At 44.8% G+C, this 24,478-nt stretch carries 22 protein-coding genes; 19 read left to right on the forward strand and 3 right to left on the reverse strand.

Translation table 11 applies throughout. The features are described 5' to 3' along the window. Positions 1-18: 18 nt before the first annotated feature. The 5 genes from yycF to MHH60_RS06805 are packed head-to-tail and all read left to right on the forward strand — an operon-like array spanning position 19 to position 5,468. Positions 19-750 (forward strand): response regulator YycF, encoded by a 732-nt coding sequence (gene yycF / locus MHH60_RS06785; protein ID WP_076124308.1) that lies wholly within the window; start codon positions 19-21, stop codon positions 748-750. Next, a complete protein-coding gene (walK, locus tag MHH60_RS06790) occupies positions 750-2,579 on the forward strand; it encodes a cell wall metabolism sensor histidine kinase WalK (protein ID WP_036677817.1) in 1,830 nt (609 codons plus the stop codon). The genes yycF and walK overlap by 1 nt, the downstream gene beginning before the upstream one ends. Then, complete coding sequence (locus tag MHH60_RS06795) at positions 2,576-3,868, forward strand: YycH family regulatory protein (protein WP_036677820.1); 1,293 nt, start codon at positions 2,576-2,578, stop codon at positions 3,866-3,868. The genes walK and MHH60_RS06795 overlap by 4 nt, the downstream gene beginning before the upstream one ends. A 38-nt stretch (positions 3,869-3,906) precedes the next feature. Further along, entirely contained in the window at positions 3,907-4,647 is a 741-nt protein-coding gene (yycI, locus tag MHH60_RS06800; protein ID WP_036677823.1) for a two-component system regulatory protein YycI, read from the forward strand. Between the two features lie 14 nt (positions 4,648-4,661). Then, positions 4,662-5,468 carry an MBL fold metallo-hydrolase gene (locus MHH60_RS06805; protein ID WP_076132904.1) on the forward strand — a complete coding sequence of 269 codons (807 nt, stop codon included), beginning with the start codon at positions 4,662-4,664 and terminating at the stop codon, positions 5,466-5,468. On the opposite strand, the gene MHH60_RS06810 is transcribed toward MHH60_RS06805, so the two are convergent. Continuing rightward, on the reverse strand, positions 5,437-5,643 hold the full coding sequence (locus MHH60_RS06810; protein ID WP_036677826.1) for a hypothetical protein: 207 nt from the start codon (positions 5,641-5,643) through the stop codon (positions 5,437-5,439). The two genes, MHH60_RS06805 and MHH60_RS06810, sit on opposite strands and share 32 nt — an antisense overlap. Before the next feature lie 389 nt (positions 5,644-6,032). On the opposite strand from MHH60_RS06810, the gene MHH60_RS06815 reads away from it, so the two are divergent. From MHH60_RS06815 to MHH60_RS06850, 8 genes are all read left to right on the forward strand, one after another. Further along, positions 6,033-7,280, forward strand: coding sequence for a S1C family serine protease (locus MHH60_RS06815; protein ID WP_076124305.1), 1,248 nt, complete (start codon positions 6,033-6,035; stop codon positions 7,278-7,280). A gap of 419 nt (positions 7,281-7,699) precedes the next feature. After that, a complete protein-coding gene (locus tag MHH60_RS06820) occupies positions 7,700-7,900 on the forward strand; it encodes a cold-shock protein (RefSeq protein WP_019914582.1) in 201 nt (66 codons plus the stop codon). Between the two features lie 92 nt (positions 7,901-7,992). Continuing rightward, positions 7,993-8,220: a cold-shock protein gene (locus MHH60_RS06825; protein WP_036677829.1), complete on the forward strand. Its 228-nt coding sequence runs from the start codon at positions 7,993-7,995 to the stop codon at positions 8,218-8,220. A 221-nt stretch (positions 8,221-8,441) separates the two neighbouring features. After that, positions 8,442-9,845 (forward strand): cytochrome ubiquinol oxidase subunit I, encoded by a 1,404-nt coding sequence (locus tag MHH60_RS06830; protein WP_036677831.1) that lies wholly within the window; start codon positions 8,442-8,444, stop codon positions 9,843-9,845. Continuing rightward, complete coding sequence (gene cydB, locus MHH60_RS06835) at positions 9,832-10,848, forward strand: cytochrome d ubiquinol oxidase subunit II (RefSeq protein WP_076132903.1); 1,017 nt, start codon at positions 9,832-9,834, stop codon at positions 10,846-10,848. The genes MHH60_RS06830 and cydB overlap by 14 nt, the downstream gene beginning before the upstream one ends. Continuing rightward, positions 10,848-12,614: a thiol reductant ABC exporter subunit CydD gene (gene cydD / locus MHH60_RS06840; RefSeq protein WP_076132902.1), complete on the forward strand. Its 1,767-nt coding sequence runs from the start codon at positions 10,848-10,850 to the stop codon at positions 12,612-12,614. Before cydB ends, cydD begins: the two co-directional genes overlap by 1 nt. Beyond that, positions 12,611-14,362 carry a thiol reductant ABC exporter subunit CydC gene (cydC, locus tag MHH60_RS06845; protein ID WP_076132900.1) on the forward strand — a complete coding sequence of 584 codons (1,752 nt, stop codon included), beginning with the start codon at positions 12,611-12,613 and terminating at the stop codon, positions 14,360-14,362. Before cydD ends, cydC begins: the two co-directional genes overlap by 4 nt. 231 nt (positions 14,363-14,593) lie before the next feature. After that, positions 14,594-14,761: a CxxH/CxxC protein gene (locus MHH60_RS06850; RefSeq protein WP_063829780.1), complete on the forward strand. Its 168-nt coding sequence runs from the start codon at positions 14,594-14,596 to the stop codon at positions 14,759-14,761. A 98-nt stretch (positions 14,762-14,859) separates the two neighbouring features. Here the strand turns inward: MHH60_RS06850 and MHH60_RS06855 are convergent, their stop codons facing one another. Then, complete coding sequence (locus MHH60_RS06855) at positions 14,860-16,272, reverse strand: MFS transporter (protein WP_076132898.1); 1,413 nt, start codon at positions 16,270-16,272, stop codon at positions 14,860-14,862. A gap of 142 nt (positions 16,273-16,414) precedes the next feature. On the opposite strand from MHH60_RS06855, the gene MHH60_RS06860 reads away from it, so the two are divergent. From MHH60_RS06860 to MHH60_RS06880, 5 genes are all read left to right on the forward strand, one after another. After that, positions 16,415-16,765 (forward strand): ArsR/SmtB family transcription factor, encoded by a 351-nt coding sequence (locus MHH60_RS06860; RefSeq protein ID WP_076132896.1) that lies wholly within the window; start codon positions 16,415-16,417, stop codon positions 16,763-16,765. 257 nt (positions 16,766-17,022) lie between these two features. Next, positions 17,023-17,502 carry a 23S rRNA (pseudouridine(1915)-N(3))-methyltransferase RlmH gene (gene rlmH, locus MHH60_RS06865; protein ID WP_036677839.1) on the forward strand — a complete coding sequence of 160 codons (480 nt, stop codon included), beginning with the start codon at positions 17,023-17,025 and terminating at the stop codon, positions 17,500-17,502. Between the two features lie 338 nt (positions 17,503-17,840). Beyond that, complete coding sequence (locus MHH60_RS06870; protein ID WP_076132895.1) at positions 17,841-18,095, forward strand: hypothetical protein; 255 nt, start codon at positions 17,841-17,843, stop codon at positions 18,093-18,095. A gap of 100 nt (positions 18,096-18,195) precedes the next feature. Next, a complete protein-coding gene (locus MHH60_RS06875; protein WP_076132893.1) occupies positions 18,196-20,439 on the forward strand; it encodes a U32 family peptidase in 2,244 nt (747 codons plus the stop codon). Positions 20,440-20,451: 12 nt separating this feature from the next. After that, positions 20,452-20,628 (forward strand): hypothetical protein, encoded by a 177-nt coding sequence (locus MHH60_RS06880; RefSeq protein WP_179088844.1) that lies wholly within the window; start codon positions 20,452-20,454, stop codon positions 20,626-20,628. Between the two features lie 16 nt (positions 20,629-20,644). Here MHH60_RS06880 and MHH60_RS06885 read toward each other — a convergent pair whose 3' ends face one another. Beyond that, on the reverse strand, positions 20,645-21,115 hold the full coding sequence (locus tag MHH60_RS06885) for a pyridoxamine 5'-phosphate oxidase family protein (protein WP_076132891.1): 471 nt from the start codon (positions 21,113-21,115) through the stop codon (positions 20,645-20,647). A 314-nt stretch (positions 21,116-21,429) separates the two neighbouring features. Between MHH60_RS06885 and MHH60_RS06890 the strand changes: the two genes are divergently transcribed. Continuing rightward, positions 21,430-24,306: an S-layer homology domain-containing protein gene (locus MHH60_RS06890; RefSeq protein WP_076132889.1), complete on the forward strand. Its 2,877-nt coding sequence runs from the start codon at positions 21,430-21,432 to the stop codon at positions 24,304-24,306. The last annotated feature ends 172 nt before the right edge of the window (positions 24,307-24,478 follow it).

Below are 24,478 nucleotides of genomic sequence, written 5' to 3' on the forward strand. Positions count from 1 at the left end.
GGAAGGTGAAGCTGGGACATGCAGATGGGAACGATTCTGGTAGTAGATGATGAACAGCCTATTGCTGATATATTGAAATTTAATTTAGAAAAAGAAGGCTACGAGGTTATTTGTGCTTTTGATGGCAACAGTGCAGTGGAGCTGGCATTGTCCAAAAGGCCCGATCTTATGCTGCTTGATCTTATGCTGCCCGGCAAAGATGGCATGGACGTCTGCCGCGAGGTGCGTTCTGCGCACTTGGACATTCCTATCATTATGCTTACAGCCAAGGACGGAGAGATTGATAAGGTACTTGGCCTGGAGCTTGGTGCTGATGACTATGTGACCAAACCTTTTAGTACACGTGAATTGCTGGCCCGAGTTAAAGCCCAGATGCGGAGACAGCATAAACCGTCACCACAGGGGATGGCGAGTGAACCAGCAGAGAATAAGCAGGGCATTTATCATTTTGATCTGTTTATAGATACAGATATGTATATGGTCTATAAGGGCGGGGAGCCGCTTGACTTGACCCATCGTGAATATGAGCTGCTCTACTATATGATCAAACATGCCGGTAAGGTGATGACTCGGGAGCATTTGCTGCAGGCAGTGTGGGGATTTGAGTATTTCGGTGATGTGCGGACCGTTGACGTGACGATCCGTCGTCTAAGAGAGAAAATAGAGGAGAACCCCAGCAAGCCCGAATATATTTATACTCGGCGTGGACTTGGCTATTTGATGCATAGCCCTAAAAATGGAGGACTGTGATGAAGTGGCGGTCCTTTATCCGGACAATTCAGGCGAAACTTATTATTATTTACGTATTGCTGATTCTGATAGCTATGCAGTTGATCGGGGTTTATTTTGTCAGCTCGATGAAGAACTCGTTAACAGATAATTTCACCAAGGACCTTAAGGCGCGTGCTGAGATGTTGTCTATCCTGACTGCTGATAAATTTGGTAGTGAGGCTGGAACGGCAGATGAGGAAACCGCTGTGGAAAGTCTGCGCGGGATGGTCAATAATCTGTACATTAACGGGGCTGAGATTCAGGTACTGGATGCCAGCGGCAAAATCATCACCACTTCCGTTCCCTCGCAGAATGACTATGTCGGGCAGCGTAACACCCAGACAGTTGTGAATCGGGCCTTGCAGGGCATCAGTGATAACGAGGAATATATTATTGCGGATGATAATGTGCGGAAAAAGGTTGTGGCTAAGCCTGTGCTCTCGGGGGACAAGGTAGTGGGCGCAATCTATATTGCTGCTGACATGAAGGATCTATACGCCACGATGGGCCGGATCAATAGTGTATTTATCTCAGGATTGCTGTTAGCTCTAGCGTTAACGGTTGTTTTATGCGTCATTCTGGCGCACACCATCACGCAGCCTATTAAGGAAATGACGAGGCATGCTACGGCTGTCGCTGAAGGCCGATTCAATCGTAAAATGCCTGTATTAGGCAATGATGAAATTGGACAACTCAGTCAGGCGTTCAATTATATGACCGGTAGATTGCGGGAAGCACTCTCGCAGAATGAAGAGGAGAAGGAGAAGCTTACCTCTATTCTGACGAACATGAGTGATGGTGTTGTGGCTACAGATGAGAACGGAGTAGTGATTCTGATGAATCGGCGGGCAGCACTGATGCTCGGAAATGAAGGCCCGTTGCCGGAAGGCGCTCCTCTAGATAAACTGTTGGGCTTAGATTACGAACAAAGCGGATCCCTGGCTAAAGGTAATGCCCAATCTGCAATGCTTCATCTGACCCATATGGGTGGAGAAGATTCTAATATCGTAAGAGTGACGTTTACTCCGATTCATCGTCGTGAGGGTGGAATTGCCGGCACAATTGCTGTGTTGCAGGATGTCACCGAACAGGAGAATCTGGAGGAATCACGCCGGGAGTTCGTGGCGAACGTTTCGCATGAGCTAAGAACACCACTTACCACTATTAAAAGCTATGTTGAAGCACTGGATGATGGAGCACTTGAAGATCCGCAGCTGGCGGTTCGGTTTGTTGGGGTTATTCGCAACGAAACGGAACGGATGATTCGTCTGGTCACGGATTTACTGCATCTTTCCCGTCTGGATTCCAAGGAAGCTCTTCTTCGAATTCAGCAGACGGATATTACCGAGATGCTGGAGGATGTGGCGGATCGTTTTTCTTTTCAGATTCGGCAGAAGCGTATAGATATTAGTACAAGGGTCCGCAAAGATGTTACCACGGCGTGGCTTGATCGCGATCAGATCGATCAGGTCTTGGGGAATTTGGTCTCCAATGCGCTAAAATATACGCCAGAAGGCGGTACAATTGAATTGGAAGCGTTGAAGAATGAGGATGGAATGCTCTCCATTTCTGTACGTGATTCGGGGATAGGGATTCCAAAAAAAGATATCGAGCGGATCTTTGAACGATTTTATCGCGTCGATAAGGCACGTTCGCGGAACATGGGAGGCACCGGACTTGGCCTTTCCATTGCCCGGGAAATTGTGAAGGCACATGGAGGCTCCATTTCCCTGCAATCCGAGCTAAATGAAGGTTCAAAGGTAACCTTTACCCTGCCTTTGAATGAGCAAAGGGGGAGTGAGGCGTGAAGGAACGAATCAAATCATGCATTCTAGCCTTGCTCGTGCTCGGAAGCCTGGTTGAAAGCTATTATTTGATCTACCGCTTGCCTGGTGCTGATTCTGCAGTGCTTTCTGAGAACCTGTATGTGAAGACAGATAATATGGGTCCGGAAGAGAAGGTAGAGAACCTGTTATACCCTGACAAAATGATCATCCATATGGGGGAAGGCAAGCATACGCTTTTTTATCCGGACTCTACGTTCTATAGCTTGATCATGAATCGCTTAAAAGGTCGTGGCTTCGAAAGCTTCCAACGGCACTCGGTACAGGATTATGATTGGGATAAGATCCGCAATGAGAACCCTGGGATTGAGCTTTCGTTCGGAGCAGGCATTCCGGTAACGTTATTGCAGCGGGTGATGCAGTTATCGCCAGATTCCCTTTTTGAAGGAGAAAGCATCGATCGCATTTGGATCTATAACATTAAGAATGATTCCAAGGCCCATGCTATTTTCTTCAGTACGAGAGGCGACATCATATACGAAGCGGCAAAAGCGGATTTAACGGTTCAGGATGTGCAGCAGCATGTTGATTTCGGTAAGAATTGGACGCCTTACAAGACCGTAAGCGGGGATTATTATGTGCCAGACAGTAAGATTTCTCTGGTTCAGGTAGACATGCCTTCCGGGATGTACACCATAGAGCAAATGCAGAGTAATCTTTTCTTCGATGTTGGAAGCACTAGATATATCCGGGAGAAAAACGGCTCGGAGATTTATACGGACAGCAAACGAAGCCTTCAGGTGGACCAGGGTAAGAACTGGATGAGCTATAGCGACCCTGCGGCGCTTCCAGCTGGAGAAAGTACTCCTGCCAAGGATGCTTTGGAAGCTGTAGAGTTTGTGAACCAGCATGGCGGATGGAATGGAACTTACCGTTTGGAGGCTACAGAGGAAGGGAGACAGGAGAGAAAGGTCTCTTTTCAACAATATTATGGCTCCTATCCGTACGGCTCCTATCCGATAATGAGCAATTCATCATTACAGTATGGTGTAATAAATCTGGAACTGCAGCAGGGAACAGTATCCTCTTATGAACGTTCTCTAATCTATATAGATGAAAGTAAGGCCGTAAAAAAGGTAGTGGAGCTATCTGGAGGTGCGGATCTGGAGTATAGGTTGTCTCTGGTCAGTAAAACTTCGGCAGTGAAGGATTTAACGCCTGCCTATGTGCCTGAGGTGAAGGAAGATCATCTGGAGCTGATACCTGTCTGGAAAGTTACACTTAGTGATGGCAGCGTTCTTACTTTAAATTAATGGGCAAGAGGTTCATTTAACATTTAGGAGGTTCGGGTATGGATTGGGGAAGAGCTAAAAATGTACTGATTTGCGCCTTTTTAGGTCTGAATCTGCTGCTATGTTACCAGCTGTGGGTCGATTTGCGCGATCAGGTTAGTGCTAATCTTGATTTTACTTCCCTGTCTGCTGAGACCCAAGCCGTAATGGAGCAGAAAGGGATTCGTGTATTGTGTCCCATTCCGGCTTCTACCCCGCAGCTTCCTAACATTACTTATCGTTATTCTGCTGAAGAGCAGACTGAACCACCAATTAAATTAGATGTACCTATAGACAGCAAGCTGATCTATTCTTCCTTCTCAGAGCTTAGCAAGGCGCTTGAGGATAAGATTCCTGACATTTCCAATTATCGCTTTGATTCACAGGAAAGTGAGGTTGGGAAGTTTGTTCTTCATCCGCTGGTTCAAAATCAGTGGTCGTTGTTCCGTGTTAGGCTAGAGTTGATTAACAGTGATCAAAAAATCGTAGCTTACCGCTGGCCGAAGATTGAAATAGGGACAAGCAGCAGCGATAAAGAACAGAAGGTGCTTCCAGCATCGCAAGCACTTAGTAGTTTGATAGAGAAGTATTTCCCGGCAGATTCCGTAGTGAAGGAGATTGAGCTGGGGTATTACGGTGAGCTGTTCAACTCGGAAAGTCAGGTAGCTTCGCCGATGTGGCGGTTTATGCTGGAGAACGGCAATGCCTATTATGTGGATGCTATTAGTGCGGACATCATCAGTCCTAAGACAACAGAGTAGAAGGAGTAAGGAAAATGGGGATTTCATTTACAGTACTGTCCAGTGGTTCTACCGGCAATGTAACGGTGGTACGAAACGGGGAGACAACACTTATGATTGACGCAGGTTTTAGTGCCAAGCGGATCGATGAGCTGTTGGCCATGCGTGAACTAACGGGTAATGATATAGACGGGATTCTAGTTACACACGAACATTCTGATCATATCAAGGGACTGGGGGCCATGGCCCGTAAATACGATCTTCCGATTTATGCGAACACCAATACCTGGGGAGCTATCGAGAAGGGAATTGGTAAAATACCGGAGTATAACCGTATGATCATGGAGTCTGGCCAGCACAAGGATTTCGGTAGCATGCGAGTAGAATCCTTTGCGATTTCTCATGATGCGGCGGAGCCAGTGGGTTACAATTTTTATGATGGAAAAGAGAAGTTATGTGTAGCTACAGACCTGGGCTATGTTAGTGATAAGGTTAGAGATGCAATTTCAGATGCAGATGTATTGGTGCTGGAGGCGAATCATGATATCGAATTGCTGAGAATGGGACGTTATCCGTGGAATACGAAACGGCGCATCCTAGGCGACATGGGTCACCTTTCCAATGAGGCAGCTGGAGCTGCGCTTAGCGAAATTCTTACAGGGCGGACCAAACGGACCTATTTGGCGCATTTAAGCCGGGATCACAATATGATGGATTTGGCAAAAATGTCGGTACGCGGCGCAATGGAGGATCGGGGCTGTTTTTTCAAAGATAGTGAGTTCAGACTGTGTGATACGTATTATGATCTACCTACGCCATGGGATAAGCTGAGCCAGTCATAAGCTGATCAAGTTCAGCGGTCTTGCGATCTAATTCTTGGCGGGAGATTAGGCCTTTTTCAATCATCAATTCGATCATTGCGCTAAAGGCAAGGGTCATGTGGTAGTGTTCATCCTTTAAGTCACCAAGCTTACCGATAAACTCGACTAAATCCATACTTGTTGAAAAAGAACTCATAATTAATCCTCCTTTAATAGTGTGAATATATAGTGTAATTAGAACTGAAAACTGTAAAAAATTCGCAGGTGTTTTAGCTGAGGAAAATCCCGAATTGCAGGTTGCCTGTGATACAATTAAAAGCGTGATGAGCAAAGCTAAAATTTTTAGGGACACTTCTATTTTATTGTAGTCTTTTAAGTTGCAAAATATTCCTAATAGAGAAGATATATTAAAAGATTATCATAATCTAACGATTGATCGAAACTCTTGTGGGGTTAATGGATAAAGTGAAACTTTTTAGTGATATTTGGAGTCTAATGGTTACAGAGGTTTGGTTCGGACGTGGTTGCTATAGGTTCAGGTCTTACCAACAGTGAACGCTTGGCAATAGAAGGGGGAGATTTTCGGTGGGATTGTTTGATGATGATTTCTATTCAACTAAAGTTTCGCGGTCCAGAGGGGATGAAGCATCAAAGGGATCGTTTGCTAATCGTAGACATTCTGTACGCAGATCGCGTAAGGGTTTATCTACCTGGCAAATATCCGCCGTTTGCTCCTTAGTCAGCGCTGTGGTGGCAGTTTTGTTATTCAGTATGTTTACAGGCCAGATGAGTCATGAGACTGCTCAGAAGCCGGTTGTAGCAACTGGAAATGTTGCCCCAAGCAGCAGTGATCCATTTGACCGGATTATTCAAGCTGCTGCCACGGTTCGCCCTGCAGTAGTAAGTATTATCAATCATAAAGAAGATAATGAAGAATTAAACATTCTGGATGAGTCTGCACTAGGCTCAGGAGTGATCTATAAAAAGACAGGGAATAAAGCATTTATCATTACTAATAATCATGTCATCGAAGACTCCGGTAATCTCGAGGTAGTTACAGTGAACGGAGAGACTCGTAAGGCAACACTCGTTGGAACGGATAAAGTAAGCGACATTGCGGTACTCTCTATTGATGCCAAAGGAATCGATACCATCGCGCAGCTCGGTGATTCCTCTAAGCTTCGTCTAGGTGAAACGGTCATTGCGATCGGTAATCCGCTAGGACTTGGCGATACATTGACCTCGGGAATTGTTAGCTATACTGAACGGATGGTTCCCGTATCCCTTAATCAGGATGGCGTATATGATTGGGAACAAGAAGTGATACAGACCGATGCGGCGATTAATGAAGGAAACAGTGGCGGCGCATTAGTGGATCTGGATGGCAAGGTCATCGGAATTAACACAATGAAGATTTCAGACACGGGTGTAGAGGGTTTGGGCTTTGCAATTCCTGCGAATCATGTGATAGATATCGCTAATGAGCTGGCTGAAAAAGGACATATTGCCCGTTCGTACTTGGGTGTATATTCAGTTGATTTGAACAATCCGTACGTTCCACTAGCAGAAGATCAACGCAATGAATTGAACCTGCCGAACAGTGTTAAGGATGGAGTAGTTGTTCTAGAGGCCGTTGGCCCTGCGAAGGAAGCTGGACTGCAATTCAATGATGTCATTACCAAATTTAATGATCAATCCATCATATCTACCCTTTCTCTTCGCAAGTACTTATATAATCATACGAAGATCGGTGATGATCTGAAAATTACTTACTATCGAAACGGCGAGGCCAAACAGGCAACAGTTAAACTTCTTGAAAAACCACAGGAATAATATGCTGGAAGTCGGTATATAATGATATAGCAGTTGCGACAAGTAGAGCGGACTACCCCTTCGATTCCGAGGGGGTACCTTCTTGAAAAAGCGGATAAAAGTAACGTTTTTGGAAAAGCTATTTTTCTAAAACCATGATAATTATGCCAGAAAAAGGATCTATTTAGGGAATAAACACTAAGTGGCAGCCCTTACATTGGAAGGTAATACTTATTAGGGCAAAACCGGATATATTCGGATGCTTGCTTGCCTTTGCTAATCAGGTGTGGTAATATGATATCAATCATACATTTAGTCCCTAATTCTCGCATTGAAAAGGGCTGTCATATTCGGTAATACAACCTTTTTCAATGTGTGAATTTTTTCTTTGTTTGAAGATAAAAAGAACATATTAATTTAAATTTGTGGAGGTAACACACATGCAAACAGGTACAGTTAAATGGTTCAACGCAGAAAAAGGATTCGGATTTATCGAAGTTGAAGGCGGAAGCGACGTATTCGTTCACTTCAGCGCAATCACTGGCGACGGCTTCAAAACTTTGGACGAAGGCCAACGCGTTGAATTCAACGTTGTTCAAGGCAACCGTGGACCACAAGCCGAAAACGTTGTAAAACTGTAATAATAGAAGAAACCGTCCCAGCTTGTGAAAGTTGGGACGGTCTTTTTATATCTAGTTACTCACTATTGACTTACAGGATGGGAGGAACGGCAATGAACTACCGGAAGAAACCTTTGGAAGAAATACCGGAAGAAAATACCGCAATTTGGGCATGTACCAATGAGGGATGCAACGGATGGATGAGGGATAATTTCGCATTTGAACATGCGCCTTCTTGCCGTCTATGTGACTCTCCAATGGTTCGCAGCACGAAGATGCTACCCCAATTGCTTAATTCGAATGGCGATCTCAAATCGCTCAAGAAGGGTATTTCTATCTAACCAATACCTAAATGAGTCAAGCATTTATAGAACGACGAACCACTCAAGACGGGTAAACCGTCTTATTTTTTTTGCTTTCTTTATGCTAAATTGTGATCTTTGTCACAAATCATTTGAATTTCACCGTTAAATGACTATTTTTATGTGACATTTATCACAAAAAGAAGTTTAAATTTTTGACAGAATATAATTAACGAAAAGGGGAGAAGGAAGGGACAAATATGGATACAGTAATGCTGTCGCGTATACAATTTGCGTCGACGACAATATTCCACTATTTCTTTGTACCGGTATCAATCGGACTAGCGCTCTTGATTGCAATCATGGAGACAATGTACGTTAGAAAAGGTAATGAAGAGTACAAAAAAATGGCGCAGTTCTGGGGAAAGCTATTCCTCATCAATTTTGCAGTAGGGGTAGTTACAGGGATATTGCAGGAATTTCAGTTCGGGATGAACTGGTCGGATTATTCACGTTTTGTTGGTGATGTATTCGGGGCTCCACTTGCAGTTGAGGCATTGGCAGCCTTTTTCCTGGAGTCTACTTTTATTGGGATATGGATATTCGGCTGGGATAAGGTGTCCAAGCGAGTACATTTACTGTCCATCTGGCTGGTAGCATTCGGTACGATGTTATCTGCATTCTGGATTCTAGCGGCTAACTCTTTTATGCAGCATCCTGTGGGTTTTGAGATAAATAATGGACGTGCAGAAATGAATGATTTCTTCGCGCTTATTACGAACGGACAATTGCTGGTTGAATTCCCACACACCGTACTGGCTGCTTATGCAACAGGTGCTTTTCTTGTAACTGGTATTAGTGCTTATAAAATATTGAAGAAACAAGAGGTTTCTTTCTTTAAGAAGTCTTTTCAGATTGCAGCCATCGTAGGGATTATTTCTTCTATTGGTGTAGCTGTTGCTGGTCACGCCCAAGCGCAATATTTGGTTGAAACTCAACCAATGAAAATGGCAGCTTCCGAAGGACTGTGGGGTAAGAGTGGTGACCCGGCACCTTGGACCGTATGGGCAAACATTGATCCAGAGAATCAAATCAGTACTGGAGAATTTCAAATTCCTTATATGCTGAGTTTCCTTTCATACAGTAAATTTTCCGGTGAAGTTAAAGGTATGCTTGAGCTGCAAGCGGAGTATGAGCAAACCTATGGCCCCGGTGACTATATTCCACCTGTACGTACGACATTCTGGAGTTTCCGGATCATGGTTCTAGCAGGAACGTTAATGATTGTATTGGGAATGTACGCTATGTACTTAATGTGGCGCAAAAAAATGGATCGTCCGAACACTTGGTTCATGCGGTTTATGTTATGGGGCTTGTTGCTTCCTCCGATTGCGAATACAGCCGGTTGGGTTATGACCGAATTCGGGCGTCAGCCATGGACGGTATTCGGACTGATGACAACGGAAGACAGTGTGTCGCCTAATATTACAAGTGGTCAAGTTCTGTTCTCCGTGATTTCTTTTACAACGATTTATTTAATTCTAGGATTAGTGTTGGTCGGATTGTTTATTAAAGTGATTAAAAAAGGTCCTTATGCGATGGATAACGATCACGGCGATTCGAATGATCCATATAACGAGGAGGGTTCCCATGATATCTCTTAATGAATTGTGGTTTGTGCTGATTGCAGTTCTGTTTATAGGGTTCTTCTTCCTGGAGGGTTTCGATTTCGGCGTAGGGATGGAAACACAAATTCTCGCTAAAAATGATACAGAACGCCGTGTTCTGATTAACTCGATCGGACCCTTCTGGGATGGGAATGAGGTATGGCTTATCACAGCTGCGGGTGCAATGTTTGCGGCTTTCCCGGAGTGGTATGCAACGCTGTTTAGTGGATTCTATATTCCTTTTGTATTTGCCTTATTAGCTCTGATAGCGCGTGGTGTCGCTTTTGAATTCAGAGGTAAACGTGATTCATTAGCTTGGAAAAGAACTTGGGATGCTTGTATCTTTATCGGTAGCTTCCTGCCACCATTCCTCTTGGCAGTAGTATTTGCAAGCTTTATCAAAGGGTTGCCTATTGATGGGGATATGCAAATGTATGCAGGGTTCACAGATATCGTGAATGTGTACACTGTAATAGCAGGGCTTACTGTTGTCCTTCTGTGCCTGGTGCATGGTCTCATGTTCACAACACTGCGTACAGTGGGTGATCTACAGGCTCGCGCTCGCAAGTTGGCTCAAAAATTGCTAATACCGCTCGCAGCTTTATTTACTGCTTTTGTGATTATGACTTATAATATGACGGATATTTTCGAGCAACGTGGAACGGTTCTTATGATTATTGTAGCCCTGGGAGTTATCGCCTTTGTACTGTCCGGTTACTTCATGACGAAGAAGAAGGATGGCTACGCTTTTGGAATGACAGGAGCGGTAATGGCGCTTTCGGTAACTTCTATCTTTGTAGGATTGTTCCCGCGTGTTATGATTAGTTCAATTGATCAAGCTTTTAATTTGACGATTACTAATGCGGCTTCGGGCCATTACTCTTTGAAGGTAATGACGATTGTGGCACTGACCATCCTTCCGTTCGTATTGGGATATCAAATTTGGAGTTACTTTGTCTTTCATAAACGGGTTCACGAGAAGGAGCATCTTGAATACTAATGGATAAAAACTTGCTTGGGTATAAAGGAGTTAAGCCAGTCTTTCTGATTGTAGGCTTCCTTACCCTGGTGCAAAGCTTGTCCATACTTCTGCTGGCTAAATCGCTGGCAGAAGTCATCTCTGCGCTATTTGCGGGAGAACCTCTGAAGGAACAATGGGGCACTGCGCTATTGTTCCTTCTTGCATTTCTTGTGCGCCATGCTTGTGCTATGCTGATGAGCCGTGTCTCTTACCGCTTCGCGGAAGCAACGGGCAGCACTATGCGGAGGGAAATGATGGACAAGCTCTTCCAGCTTGGCCCTAGAATGGTGGGCGGGCGTGGAACCGGGGATCTTGTTACACTAGTGCTGGAAGGCGTAACTAAATTCCGCACGTATCTGGAAGCGATCATTCCTAGAATGGTAGGGATGTCTGTTACACCGATCTTGGTGCTTATTTACGTCTTTACGATGGACACTACGAGCGGGATTATTCTTACGGTAACTATGCCGATTATTATTGTTTTTATGATTTTGATTGGGATGACGGCCCGTAAGCAAATGGATCGGCAATTGAAATCGTATCGTACATTATCTAATCATTTCGTAGACTCACTACGTGGACTAGAAACTTTAAAATTTCTAGGGCGCAGCCGAAGTCATAGCGACAGCATTGCTACGGTCAGCGATCGTTACCGCTCGGCGACGATGCGTACGCTGCGAGTGGCCTTTTTGTCATCGTTCGCCTTGGATTTCTTCACTATGCTGTCTGTAGCATCTGTAGCGGTAAGTCTTGGTTTGCGGCTTGTAAATGAACAAATGACATTGGTTACAGGCTTAACGATTCTAATCTTGGCTCCGGAATACTTCCTGCCTGTAAGATTGGTGGGTTCAGATTTCCATGCCACCTTGGATGGGAAAGAAGCCGCTGAAGCAATGAAGAGCATTATAGATCAAGATGAGGTGAAGGCTGAAGTAATCGGTCCAAACGGTAATCTATCTGTCGGTTCTGCAGCAAAAACATCGGAACAAATATTCACTTGGCATGAAAATAGCGTGCTCACATTAAATGACGTTAGCATGAAGTATGAGGAAGCAGGGCTTTCTTCGCTGGAAGCGCTGAACCTACAATTTAAAGGAGCTAGCAAAATTGGGATTATCGGAGAGAGCGGGGCCGGTAAATCTACTTTAGTGGATATATTAGGTGGCTTCTTACATCCTACTTCAGGAAGTATCACAGTTAACGGTACAACGGTTAGTGCATTAACGGATGAGGCTTGGCGAAAACAGACCTCGTATATCCCTCAGCGTCCGTATATTTTTAGCGGTACGTTAGCTGATAATATACGTTTTTATTACCCTGAGGCTTCTATGGAAGCTGTTGCCGCGGCAGTGAAAGCTACTGGTTTATCGGGGCTGGTGGATACTCTTCCGCATGGTTTAGATGAGATGATTGGTGGCGGCGGCCGTTCGTTCAGCGGTGGCCAGGAGCAACGGGTGGCATTAGCCCGGGCACTGCTTAGCAGCCGTCCAATTATGCTTCTAGATGAGCCAACGGCGCATCTGGATATTGAAACGGAATATGAGCTGAAGGAGACGATGGTGCCTCTTTTTGAAGGAAAGCTGGTCTTTCTGGCTACCCATCGCCTGCACTGGATGCTAGATATGGACATTATTGTAGTAATGAAGCAAGGCCAAGTGGCAGAAATCGGTACCCATCAGGAGTTACTTGCCCGCAAGGGTGCGTATTATGAGTTGATTGGGTCGCAATTGGAGGGAATCCATTGAAACGTGAAGGATGGTTTGCTCCCTATGTATCGTCGTATTTTTGGCGTTTTGTGCTAATTATTGTGCTTGGGGCGTTGACGATATTTACAGCCTCTTCATTGATGTATACTTCAGGATTTCTGATCTCAAAAGCGTCTACACCGGTCGAAAATATCCTGATGATCTACGTGCCGATTGTTGGTGTACGTACGTTCGGAACAAGCCGAGCAGTCATTCACTACGTGGAACGGCTGATTGGGCATGACACCATTTTACGGATTCTTTCTAAAATGCGTGTGCGCCTGTACAATATTTTGGAGCCACAGGCCTTGTTCCTGTCGTCGCGTTTCCGTACTGGGGATATTCTCGGGATGTTAGCTGATGACATCGAATATTTGCAAAATGTATATCTGAGAACTGTATTTCCAAGTGTTATTGCTTTATTGATCTACGGGGTTGCAGTGATTGCGTTGGGCACCTTTGATATCGGTTTTGCGTTATTAATGGCTTTGTATATTTTGGTGTTGGTCGTGGTATTGCCGCTTATCTCTTTGTTGTTCACCCAGAAACGTCAACGTGAAGTGAAGGTAGAGCGTAATCGCCTCTATCAAAAGCTGACTGACGCCGTTCTCGGTATGGGCGATTGGGTCATTAGTGGACGGCAAAGCCAGTTCGTGGAGACCTATGAAGCAGATGAGAAAAAAGTGGCCAAAACGGATGCAGCGCTGCGCAGCTGGGCGCGTCTACGTGCGTTCATCGGGCAAGCAGTTGTTGGAGTTGGCGTGCTTTCGATGTTATATTGGGCCGCCGGGGAGTATGCGGATGGTGCTATTGCAGGTACGTTGATTGCGGCATTTGTCTTGGTTGTTTTTCCTGTAGCAGATGCTTTTTTGCCAGTATCCGAAGCTGTGGAGAAAATCCCGCAGTACCGTAACTCGCTGGAGCGGTTGTCTGGAGTGGTCGGAGAAGAGCAGAATATAGTTTCCGAACAGGCATCTGTAGTCGATGTTCTACCTCAGGCCATAAAAATCGCTCATATCAAGCTCGAAAATGTGGGTTACCGCTATGGATCAGAGGATAACTGGTCGGTTCGTGATCTCAGCCTCGACATCCCACAAGGCAAAAAAATTGCCATCATTGGCCGTAGCGGGGCAGGGAAATCGACGTTGTTAAAGGCTATTCAAGGGGTTATCCAACCTTCTGCAGGTTCGGCTATGATTAATGGAATCGCGGCGGCTGCCTATGGCGATAACATTCCGTCTATTATAGCGGTGCTAAATCAAAGCCCACACTTATTTGATACTACGGTAGCGAACAATATTCGCATGGGTGATCCGAAGGCTTCCGAACAAGCGATTAAAGAAGCTGGCGCATTAGCCAAAATGGATACGCTGATCTCCTCGTTACCAGAGGGATACAATACCTTTGTCCGTGAAGCGGGGCAACGTTTCTCCGGTGGAGAGCGTCAGCGGATAGCGTTAGCTCGTATTTTGCTGCAAAATACACCTGTCGTCATTCTTGACGAACCGACCGTAGGGTTGGACCCAAGCACGGAGCGTGATCTTTTGCAGACGATGTTTGAAGCTATGAACGGTAAATCTCTGATCTGGGTAACGCATCATTTGGTTGGTGCGGAGCAGATGGATGAAGTGATTTTTATGGAAAATGGCTCGGTAGAAATGCGTGGAACCCATGCGGAGCTGATGGAAAAAGAACCACGTTACCGCAGATTGTATGAGCTGGATCGTCCAGTGGAGTTTCTAGGGTAAGATGGAGAGTTTGTAGATAACATTTATAGAAATTAGAGAGAGATTAGTGAAGAGATTCCTTTTGCCCGTTTGGGGTGGGAGGAATCTTTTTTTTCGGTAGGGCAAGAATATAGACAATGGATGAACAGATTGCTGGAATGGATAGATAGGAGTTCCATTTTCGTGGGAAGTATGGTAGAACAATAGAAGGAGTATTAGGCCGCAGCGGCACAGAAAGGGATGCTTGGTTGAATGTATGTAGTATGTAAAGAACATGTAGAGTTAGCCATCGACAAATTTGTGGACGAGTATGAGGATGCACCTGATATTGTGGACTTGAAGGAGACCGAGTTCTCGGACTGGGACCCGCCGGCCAAATGTGCGGAATGTGAGAAGAATGCGGAATATTTAGTGGTCTAAAGGACTGTTAAAATTTATTAAAAACACCTTGCAGTCCCGGAAATGGGCCGCAGGGTGTTTTTTTGCATGAAATAATATATGTGTTAGCCAATTAGGTCTTATGCATCTGCTGCATCTACTATGTCGGTCAGCGAGCTGCTTCGGTTGCCTCGGCGGTAGAGAATAGCTGAGATGATGGCGATCAATGCGGCAATAGAGAGTCCCCAGTAGATATTGGAGTAGGCTGCAGAAAGCGGCAGTCCGCGCTGCCATTCCAGAGCGCTTGCGGCCATAGCCACGCTGAAGGCGCCGCTGAAGAATTGCAGCAGCTGGAACAGGCCCATCCCAGAGCCGATTTGCGAAGATGGCAGTATCCGAGAGATTTCATTGGATACACTACTGGACAGTGTCGTGAAGGCCAGACTCATAATCATATAGATGAACATGACGGCAATCCATGACCGCCCAGCAAAGAAAGCGAATAGGATGGTAGCGGTCAAGACGAGCAATGGTGCAAAACGCAAAATTCCCGCATTGCCATAACGGTCAATGATTCGCCCGACGGAGCGGGAGACAAAGATGGCGAGCAGCGAACCGGGAAAGATCACAAGCCCGGCATGGCTTGCGCTGAAGCCGAAACGGTGAGTCAGAATCTGCGGCAGCAGGAATAACGTGGCAAAGCTGCACAGGTAGGAGGCAACTCCGATCAGAGCCAACACGAGATATGAGCGGTTACGGAAAAGCTCCGGCATCACGAATGGATCAGGTGTGCTGCGGATACGGCCAACAAATAAAGCAATGGCGACAATTCCGGCGATCAAGGCAATCCACAGCCCGCTGGTCAGGAACAGCAGGAGCCCGGTCGTGCCGACGCCCAAGAACAGCCCGCCAAGCACATCAAAGGAGCCGCGGGTGGGTACTTCTTTGGGCAGCAGGATAAGGAACAGCGGCACTAGAAGCAGAATAGCTGCCGTTACAGAGAATAGCCAAATCCAGCCGAGATATTCGACGATGGCTCCGCCCGCGACCGGCCCAAGCCCTAGACCCAGCGAGACGGCTGACATAATTGTCGCCATTGCTTTGCCGCGGCGGGCTTGCGGGATATAGCGGGTAAACAGGACAAGCGACAAGGACATTACTGCGCCCGCGCCTGAGGCCTGGAGAATGCGTACGATAAGCAGGAAGATAAAGTTGGTGCTGAAAAATCCGGCAACAGCCGCGAGGCCCAGCGTCAACAAGCCTATAACTAACAGACGGCGAATTGGCAGAAAATCAGAAAGCCGGCTGTACGTGATTGAGGCAATCGAGAACATAATGGAATACCCGGTGACAATCCAAGAAGCGGACGCAGCCGTAATCCCGAAGGCTTCGGTCACATCAGGCAGCGCCAGATTGAACATAGCCGTATTCATGATGACGAGAACCACAGCGACACTGAACAGCAGGGTCAGCAGGCCTTCTCGTGGAAGAGGCGCTTCCGGAACGGAGGCTTCATGATCCCCATTCGCGGAGAGGTTATTTACTGAAGTCATGTGCGAAGCACTCCTTTTATTATTGTTTAATAGTTCGATTACTTACGAACAATTGAAATATAGCATGCGTTGATATAAAATGCAATTAGGAACAAAAATATTTTTTTCGCATTCATTGTACGACAAAAGGGGATAATCATCCGTGAAAATACTATTTCATCCGGATCGCAAGGACATTCAGCTTGCCTCCGTATTGTATGCACTCAGCGATCCGATTCGCTTACATATTGTATCGGATATTCACTTAAATGGAGAACAGGCTTGCAACGGCTTCAACGTCCCGATCGCAAAATCCACCATGTCTCACCATGCCCGTACTTTGCGCGAGTCAGGGGTTGTTTTTACACGAGTTCAAGGAACACAGCGCATGTTGTCCCTGCGGACTGAGGATCTTAATGCACGTTTCCCAGGCTTGCTGGACTCTATATTGAGCGCTTATGAAGCTGGGGGGAAACCGGATTTTGTGATGGAGGAGCAGGAAGATAGTAAGTAGGGATGGATTGAACCTGCTGAGGACCAGGAATACATGAAATTCTAGATTCAGGCAATCTAGGAATACGTGGGATCAGGAGATCCATAGATTGCATGAAAAATAGGACATTTAGGGACTGCGCAAGAGTAGGTCGTTTTAATTGTCGTTTCTTTTCCACCAAATATGTGATAGAACAGAAGGTACTTACTAAAACTACAAGGGACGCCCAGTGCGCGTCCTTTTGCTATTTCTATAGAGGATTATGACAGGAGGCACTTATGCTTATTCAAATTATTGGCGTAGGAAAATTGAAGGAAAAGTACTTGATCGATGGCATCGCGGAGTATGCAAAACGGCTGACACCATACCTGAAGTTTCAGGTCATTGAGGTGGCAGATGAAAAAGCACCCGATTCTCTAAGCGAAGCAGAGGTCGTGCAGGTAAAGGGACGCGAGGGCGAACGCATCCTCGCGCAGATTAAGAGCGAGGCGCATGTCATTGCGCTCGCGATCGACGGCAAGCTGTGGAGCTCGGAAGAGCTTGCCGCAGAAATTGACCGGCTCGGCACCTACGGGACGAGCCATGTCGTGTTCGTCATCGGAGGGAGCCACGGGCTCTCCGACGAGGTCATGCGACGCGCGCAGCAACGCATGAGCTTCGGGCGCATGACGCTGCCTCATCAGCTCATGCGCCTGGTGCTGGTGGAGCAGGTGTATCGCGCGGTGAAGATCAATCGGGGGGAACCGTATCATAAATAGTGGTAAAGCGGAGAACAGAACTCAATATTAGTTTAAATGACTTCAACTGCACAGCATAACGGTTGAAAGCCAACACATTGAAATAACAAAAATGTAAAAAGAGCCTCCACTTCGATTTTAGTGGAGGCTCTTTTAAGGCTGCTAATCAATGCGCCAGATGCTCGCTCATACTTATGTAAAATTAAATGTTTGCTACTTGGAAATGATAGGCACTTATATCCAAATGTAGGAAGACATTTTGTATATAAGCGCTGCCAAGCATTAACGTTATCGTTGTTCTTCCATATCGTTCGGTAGATTACCGTCATATCTAGACCCCTATGAGGAGTGAAGAGTTTATGGTTACCTCAGCTGAGAGCGATATTCAGGATATTGTAGGTATGCTTCGTGACGCTAATGATGAGAAGATACGCGTGGCGAAAATGTACTTAAAGAATTATTATGAGATACGTCGCTCAGAGCAAATGAGGTCATTTAAAACAAGCGCACAAGCCATTGGCTTGTGCGTTTTGCTGCAGCTTAAGTATAGTTCTTATTTTATGATTAATGGTAATAGTCTGAAATTTGATTTTCTAATAATCTTATTAATTTAAACGGGAGCGGCATGCAAAACTTGCCGTTACAGACAAAGCGCTGAACCGTATCACAAGTAACTACAAATTTTTTTGATTTATGGGTCATAAGGAGGAAGAAATGACTGAATTACTAGCTCCAGCAGGAAATATGGAAGCTTTAAAAGCTGCAATATCTAATGGTTGTGATGCAATATACTTAGGAATGCAAAAATTTGGTGCACGTGCATACTCGTCTAATTTTGATTTAGAAACGTTAAAAGAGGCTGTTACGTATGCGCACCTGAGGAACGTTAAAATCTATGTTGCCATGAATACCATCGTTTTCGAAAACGAAGTTGAAGAGATGAAAGTGCAGATACAGGAATTAAATGAAATCGGTGTTGATGGCATTATTGTCCAGGACCTGATTGCTTTCGATTATATCGTTAAAAACTTTGTTGATATGGAAGCACATTGTTCAACTCAAATGGGAATAGACGATGTAGACGGAACTTTATTATTTAAAGAACTTGGTGCGAAAAGAGTTGTTCTGTCCCGTGAGGTCAAGATTGAAAAAGTAAAAGAGATCAAAAGAATAGCTGAAATCCCTTTAGAAATTTTCGTTCACGGTGCTTTATGTGTATCTTATTCGGGGAATTGTCTAATGTCAGGATTGCTCGGCAATCGATGCGCAAATCGCGGAAGATGTGTGGGTTCATGCCGTAAGGAGTATGAACTAATCGATAAGACAACAGATACATCTTTAGGGAAAAGCTATATTCTATCTACTAAGGACTTGAACACCATCGATTATATCCATGATTTAAAAGAAATCGATTCTTTAAAAATAGAAGGCCGAATGAAGGCGCCTACGTATGTTGCTAATGTTGTATCCAAATATCGCAAGGCCTTAGATCATAAAATAACCGAAGAAGACAAAGAAAATTTGAAAAAAACATTCAATAGAACATTTACTAAAGGGTATTTGTTTCACGAAGACAGGAGAAATATTACAAACATCTTAAAACCTAATAACTTTGGTTATGAAATTGGAACAATCAGCGGGATTGTTAAAGACATGTATGAAATAACACTTACACGTCCTTTAAATCAGAACGATACCATTCGAATCAGTCACAACAATGAAGATGTTAATTTAACGGTTGCCAAACTGTACGATAAAGATGGCGAATTAATCAACAAAGCAGAGGATGTCTGCTATATCAAAATCAAAGAAAAGATGTCTAAGGGAGATTTAGTATATAAAACGAAGGATTATTTCTATAACAAAGAATTAGAAGCATCACTGGAAAAAGAATTTAAGCGGTTTGACCTCGATATTAGTGTATATGCATGTCCAGATTCAAAGCTTTTCATAGATGCGGAAGGCTTAGGCTTTAATTATTCCTATGAAAGCGAGGAAATACTGGGCGAAGCCATTAATAATCCAACAACAAAAGACCAGGTCATCAAGCAATTCTCAAGATTAAATGATACGATATTCGAACTTAATCATGTTGAGTATGAGGAATGCAATGCATTTATTCCAGCTAAACTGTTAAATGCCGCAAGAAGAGATATTGTACTGGGCTTGTATGACTTAAAGCTTAACAGCCAGCAGAAAAGAACCAAGGCTTTGGAAGCAAAAGAAAAAATAAGCTTTGCCCCTGGAAAACCATACCTTACGGCCTCTGTAACGACTAAGGAACAGTATGATGCTTGCGTGAGCTGTGGAATTAAGGAAATCTATTACGAAAATGTGGTTAGAAGAAATCAGAATGATTATAAGGAACAAGAAGGACAGCTACTAATTGGAGGATATGGGGGGATTAATCACTATAGAGAAACAAACCCGTTTGTTACGGACTATTCTCTAAATGTTATTAATGCCACTAGTTGCTATGAATTATATAAATTAGGTGCAAAGCGAGTCACTTTATCTTATGAATTGAATAAAAGCCAAATTGAAGATTTAATGAATGCCTATGTTAAAGAAAATGACGGCTATCCTGCACTGGAAATGATTGTATATGGCAGGGCTCCTTTGATGTTTACGAAATATTGTCCGATGAAAAAAATGAATCAATGCAGAATTTGCAAAACGAAGAGCTATGAGTTAAAAGATGAGCACGGAACGTTCCCTATCATTTCCCATGATGATTGTACAACGACTCTCCTTAACGGGAAGACGCTTAATCTTTTAGATGAGCTACAAGATATCCAAGGAATTGAGGCGCTCAGATTAAACTTTACAGTTGAATCCAAAGAGCAGGTTGTGGAAGTCATTAATATGGCCTCAGGCAAATTAAATGGCTCTATGAATAATGCAGTCTTTAATCAGGAAACAGACACGAGAGGACATTTTAATAAAGAGATTGTGTAGGTAGCCAAAGGGATGACGCTGTCTTCCTTGCTAATCGTTCAGCTTAACATAAAAGAACAAGAAAGAGCCGCCCAGAACCGGGCGGCTCTAAAACCTGTCGCTTCAACCATCGCAGTGAACGTGTCAGAAGTAAGGAAAAGTCTTTTGGAGAGGCCGACTGCTTTTCAGCAGAAATCCCCTTATCGTTGAATCTACAACAGACCACTTAATTTGCCGTCTTATTGATAAAATCAATCTCATTTCTGATCCCTTTATGGGCGTCATTCCACAGGCCCTTTGTCAGGCGAATGCGCAGCAGGCATGTGTTAGGGTCTTCGTCGTTATTGGCTTCGTTATACCACCCGGCGAATATTGTGCGCAGCTTTTTCATCATCTCCGCGTTTTTCTCGTCACATACCCAGCCCAAGTTTTCACCGATACCATCGGCCGTAAAGTTTTCGACGATGATACAAACAGCAACTTCGGGGTTTTGGGCGATCTGCTGCATCTTGCCTGAGGTCGCGTAAGTGACGGTGTAGAACGCGCCGTCCTCATAATATGCGTCCACAATGCGGGCGGCGGGACGGCTTTTGCCATTGGCCCCCGGTTCCAGCGCGATGGTGGACAATGAGATTAGGCCGTCCTTGTTACCCGCTTGTTCTTCCAGCAGCTTCATGGCTTCGTCGTACTTGCTCATTATATAACCTCCTAAAGTGTCATAAGGCATACATTATTAAGCTTATCATTGTAAAATCTTAGTGCATGTGAAGAATAATACGATAAAAGATTAAATCGCCATCAATCCAAGCTTATACTCGATGGTCTCTTTTTTTCCATTTAATCTCCAGTCTACAAATATATCTATTTTTTTTATGCAATAGACATTGTAAATTACCCTGGTCCTATTGTAGAATCAAGAAGTTGTCGAATAATGGTGTAAAATGCCATCCTTGGAACTCACTAGGACGACGGACTCATTGATATTTTTAGAGTAAGAAGGGGGAAGAAACAATGTTATTCCAAGCAGCACGCCGTAAACTCAGTCTGATGATTGTGTTTGCCCTATTAGTAAGCACTCTTACGCCACATATGGTGTTTGGTGAGGCCGCGCAGTTCAAAGACATCACAGGCTCTTATGCGCAAAAGGAGATTCATTCATTAACTGAAGCAGGAATAATCTCAGGGTATGAAGATAACTCTTTTAAACCGAAAAAGGCTATGTCACGTGCCGAACTGGCGAAAATCATAGTCCTGTCGTTAGGTCTAGAAGCAAATGCTGATCAAGCCGCACCGTTTAAAGACGTTGCCGCGAACAGTTGGTATAGCGGTTATGTAGGTGCATTGGTAAAGGCAGGCATTACGGAGGGGACATCGGCGACCACCTTCAGTCCTAATGCAAATGTCACCCGTGAAGAGCTGGTCGTATTTTTCATCCGAGCTTTCGAATTGGATGAAACAGCGAAGAAGCTTCCGGTTGATAGCAAGCTGTCAGATATCTCAGAGGTGTCCGAATGGGCAAAAGCGCAAGTATCCCTTGCCTTCAAAAATGGTTTCATCAACGGGGTCCAAGGCAGTGACGGCACCCTGAAATTCAAACCCAAAGAGCATGCGGAGCGCCAGGCTCTGGCTCGTCTGGCTTATGAGTTCAAAACCAATAAGTCAGTATATGTCGAGAAATCCAAACTGCTTCTGGCTGAAGAGGTTAATAAGGGCAAGAGTCCTGAGGTAACACCGACTGCCACCCCGGCAACAACTGACCGCGGGACCTCTGTGACAGCACCAGCGCCGGGAGCTTCAGGTCCGGGAACGCCAGCATCGGCAACCCCAGCACCGGCAACCCCAGCACCAGTGACACCAACACCGACACCAACACCGACACCGGCAACCCCGGCACCGGCAAATGCTCTCCAGGTTGTGGTGAAGGGGGAGAGTTCAGATGCCATTTATGTGGAAGAGCCAACAGAAGTTATATTCCGCTCATCGATTAATGCGGCAGGAACGGTAATCGCTAGTGTCTATCAAGTAGATGACAGCGGCAAAGTGATTTCCCAAATCATTTCGTTGTACGATGACGGTTTGGAAGCCCATGGAGACAGTCTTGAGGCAGACGGGCTGTACAGTGGCAAAGCAGTATTGACTGAAAGTACGGAGGGTTACATAAATCTGCAGGCGTTTGTGGGAGATGTGCCAAGCAGCACAGTTTTTAAATTATCTGTAATGAAGCATCTTACGGATGAACAGCTTGCACAAACGGAAATCATTGAAAATAATACACAGAGTAAGCTTGATCAACTGGCTACTTCATATGGTAATTTGCAAAAAGCAAAGGAAGAAACTGTGGCTTGGCTCCAAACCCAAGCAGAAGTAGAGCATGCTGGAATTTCGGGTGAAGGAGGAAGCATCTGGTATTTGCTGGACAACGGGATTCTAGGGGGGATATCCGCAGCTCCTGAGAATACAAAAGGGTTAAGCAGCACCGTAGAAGAGGCTGCGTCCAGTACTGCATTGGCGGCTGAGGCGCTAACGCAAAATGTGGAACAAACCGTGGCCACCATAGGAAGCCAGCGGGTTGCTGTAATTTCTCCGTTCTCCGGCACACTTCCATCTTCGACTGTATATGACGCTGTATATGACAGCTTCGACCAGTCGAGTTACCCTTTCCTTGTGGAAAGAGTAAAGGACACCGCAGCGGGCGTTAATTTCTTTAAAGGGCTGAATCAGTATGGCGTCGTGGTCTTGGATACCCACGGAGATACTTACTATGATGAAAAAGTGCTTCAAAAGCTCCATAATAAATACGGCATTGATTTCAAATACGCTGGACCGCAAGTCATGTTCCTGACAGGAGAAAAGGCAACGACAGAGAGCAAAAAGACCTATGAGTTGGACTTGAAAAAGGGAAGATTGGCTATTATATCCGGTTATTATGCTATTACACCGTCTTTTATTACACGGTACAACGATATGCTTCCTGATACCATCGTATATAATGGCAGCTGCCGCAGCGCGTACAACGATTCCATGGCAGATGCCTTCATCAACAATGGTGCTGGCACTTATTATGGATATACCGATTATGTAAAGCTTGCATATGATCAAGCTATTGCTAAATCCGTATTTACCGCTTTAAACGATGAGAACATGACAACCGAAAAAGCCTTTCAAGCAGCAGTGGCTGCCCATGGAGCAAACGATGGGTTGGCAGCATTCTTCATGAAAGGAAGCAGCATTGGCACTAAGACCGAAGGGGTCATCAACGGAACCTTTGAAAACGGAACTTGGACCGGCTGGAATGGAAACGGCGATGTTCGGGTGATCTCCAAGCTGGGACCGCTTAAACCGACAGAGGGGAACTACATGGCTATTATCAGCACTGGCCTTGGGTATGAAAACAATGATCAAGGAGGATATGACTACAATTCAGATAGTTATATCGAGCAAAGTTTCATTGTTCCGGCGGGTGCAACAACCCTATCGTTCGATTACAATTTCATTTCTGAGGAGCCTAAGGAATTCGTTGGAAGCAAATTCAATGACACGTTCCGAGCAACGGTAACTTCCAGTGTATACATTAATACGGCTTCCCTCATTACTTCTCACATGAATGGCGGCAATACAGTGACGTCCAGTGTCTATGGTAATGATTCTGTTATTATCGGGGCTGAATCGATTAATGAATCCACGGCCTATTGGATTGAAGAGAACAAAGTAGCGATTGATTTCTACGGCGGGGATCATACAACATACATGACGAATTGGAAGCATGTACAATTTGATGTCAGCCAATTTGCCGGCAAGGGCTCCATTGTGCTTCGGTTCCATGTTTGGGATCAAGGAGACAGTATCTACGATACGGCAATACTAATCGATAATGTAATATTAAAATAATCAAAAAACGGCTGGATCAGGGGAACCTGACCAGCCGTTTCTTTTGGAAATAAGCTAATGGACTTGCGTTCGGATATGAATTCCGAATAAAATGTGCATATTGCACATAATTTGTGTTATACTTTATTATGTGCAATATGCACATAATATGGGGTGGAAGAAGGGTGTAAAT

This window comes from Paenibacillus sp. FSL H7-0716 (assembly GCF_038002705.1).
Taxonomy (GTDB): Bacteria; Bacillota; Bacilli; order Paenibacillales; family Paenibacillaceae; genus Paenibacillus_AQ; species Paenibacillus_AQ odorifer.

Coding starts and splice junctions, on each gene's coding strand:
- MHH60_RS06830 (WP_036677831.1), top strand. CDS start 8,442: ATGGATACAGTAATGCTGTCGCGTATACAATTTGCGTCGACGACAATA.
- yycI (WP_036677823.1), top strand. CDS start 3,907: ATGGATTGGGGAAGAGCTAAAAATGTACTGATTTGCGCCTTTTTAGGT.
- MHH60_RS06820 (WP_019914582.1), top strand. CDS start 7,700: ATGCAAACAGGTACAGTTAAATGGTTCAACGCAGAAAAAGGATTCGGA.
- walK (WP_036677817.1), top strand. CDS start 750: ATGAAGTGGCGGTCCTTTATCCGGACAATTCAGGCGAAACTTATTATT.
- MHH60_RS06850 (WP_063829780.1), top strand. CDS start 14,594: ATGTATGTAGTATGTAAAGAACATGTAGAGTTAGCCATCGACAAATTT.
- MHH60_RS06885 (WP_076132891.1), bottom strand. CDS start 21,115: ATGAGCAAGTACGACGAAGCCATGAAGCTGCTGGAAGAACAAGCGGGT.
- MHH60_RS06810 (WP_036677826.1), bottom strand. CDS start 5,643: ATGAGTTCTTTTTCAACAAGTATGGATTTAGTCGAGTTTATCGGTAAG.
- rlmH (WP_036677839.1), top strand. CDS start 17,023: ATGCTTATTCAAATTATTGGCGTAGGAAAATTGAAGGAAAAGTACTTG.
- MHH60_RS06825 (WP_036677829.1), top strand. CDS start 7,993: ATGAACTACCGGAAGAAACCTTTGGAAGAAATACCGGAAGAAAATACC.
- MHH60_RS06890 (WP_076132889.1), top strand. CDS start 21,430: ATGTTATTCCAAGCAGCACGCCGTAAACTCAGTCTGATGATTGTGTTT.
- yycF (WP_076124308.1), top strand. CDS start 19: ATGCAGATGGGAACGATTCTGGTAGTAGATGATGAACAGCCTATTGCT.
- MHH60_RS06870 (WP_076132895.1), top strand. CDS start 17,841: ATGGTTACCTCAGCTGAGAGCGATATTCAGGATATTGTAGGTATGCTT.
- MHH60_RS06855 (WP_076132898.1), bottom strand. CDS start 16,272: ATGACTTCAGTAAATAACCTCTCCGCGAATGGGGATCATGAAGCCTCC.
- cydD (WP_076132902.1), top strand. CDS start 10,848: ATGGATAAAAACTTGCTTGGGTATAAAGGAGTTAAGCCAGTCTTTCTG.
- cydB (WP_076132903.1), top strand. CDS start 9,832: ATGATATCTCTTAATGAATTGTGGTTTGTGCTGATTGCAGTTCTGTTT.
- MHH60_RS06880 (WP_179088844.1), top strand. CDS start 20,452: ATGACGCTGTCTTCCTTGCTAATCGTTCAGCTTAACATAAAAGAACAA.
- MHH60_RS06805 (WP_076132904.1), top strand. CDS start 4,662: ATGGGGATTTCATTTACAGTACTGTCCAGTGGTTCTACCGGCAATGTA.
- MHH60_RS06875 (WP_076132893.1), top strand. CDS start 18,196: ATGACTGAATTACTAGCTCCAGCAGGAAATATGGAAGCTTTAAAAGCT.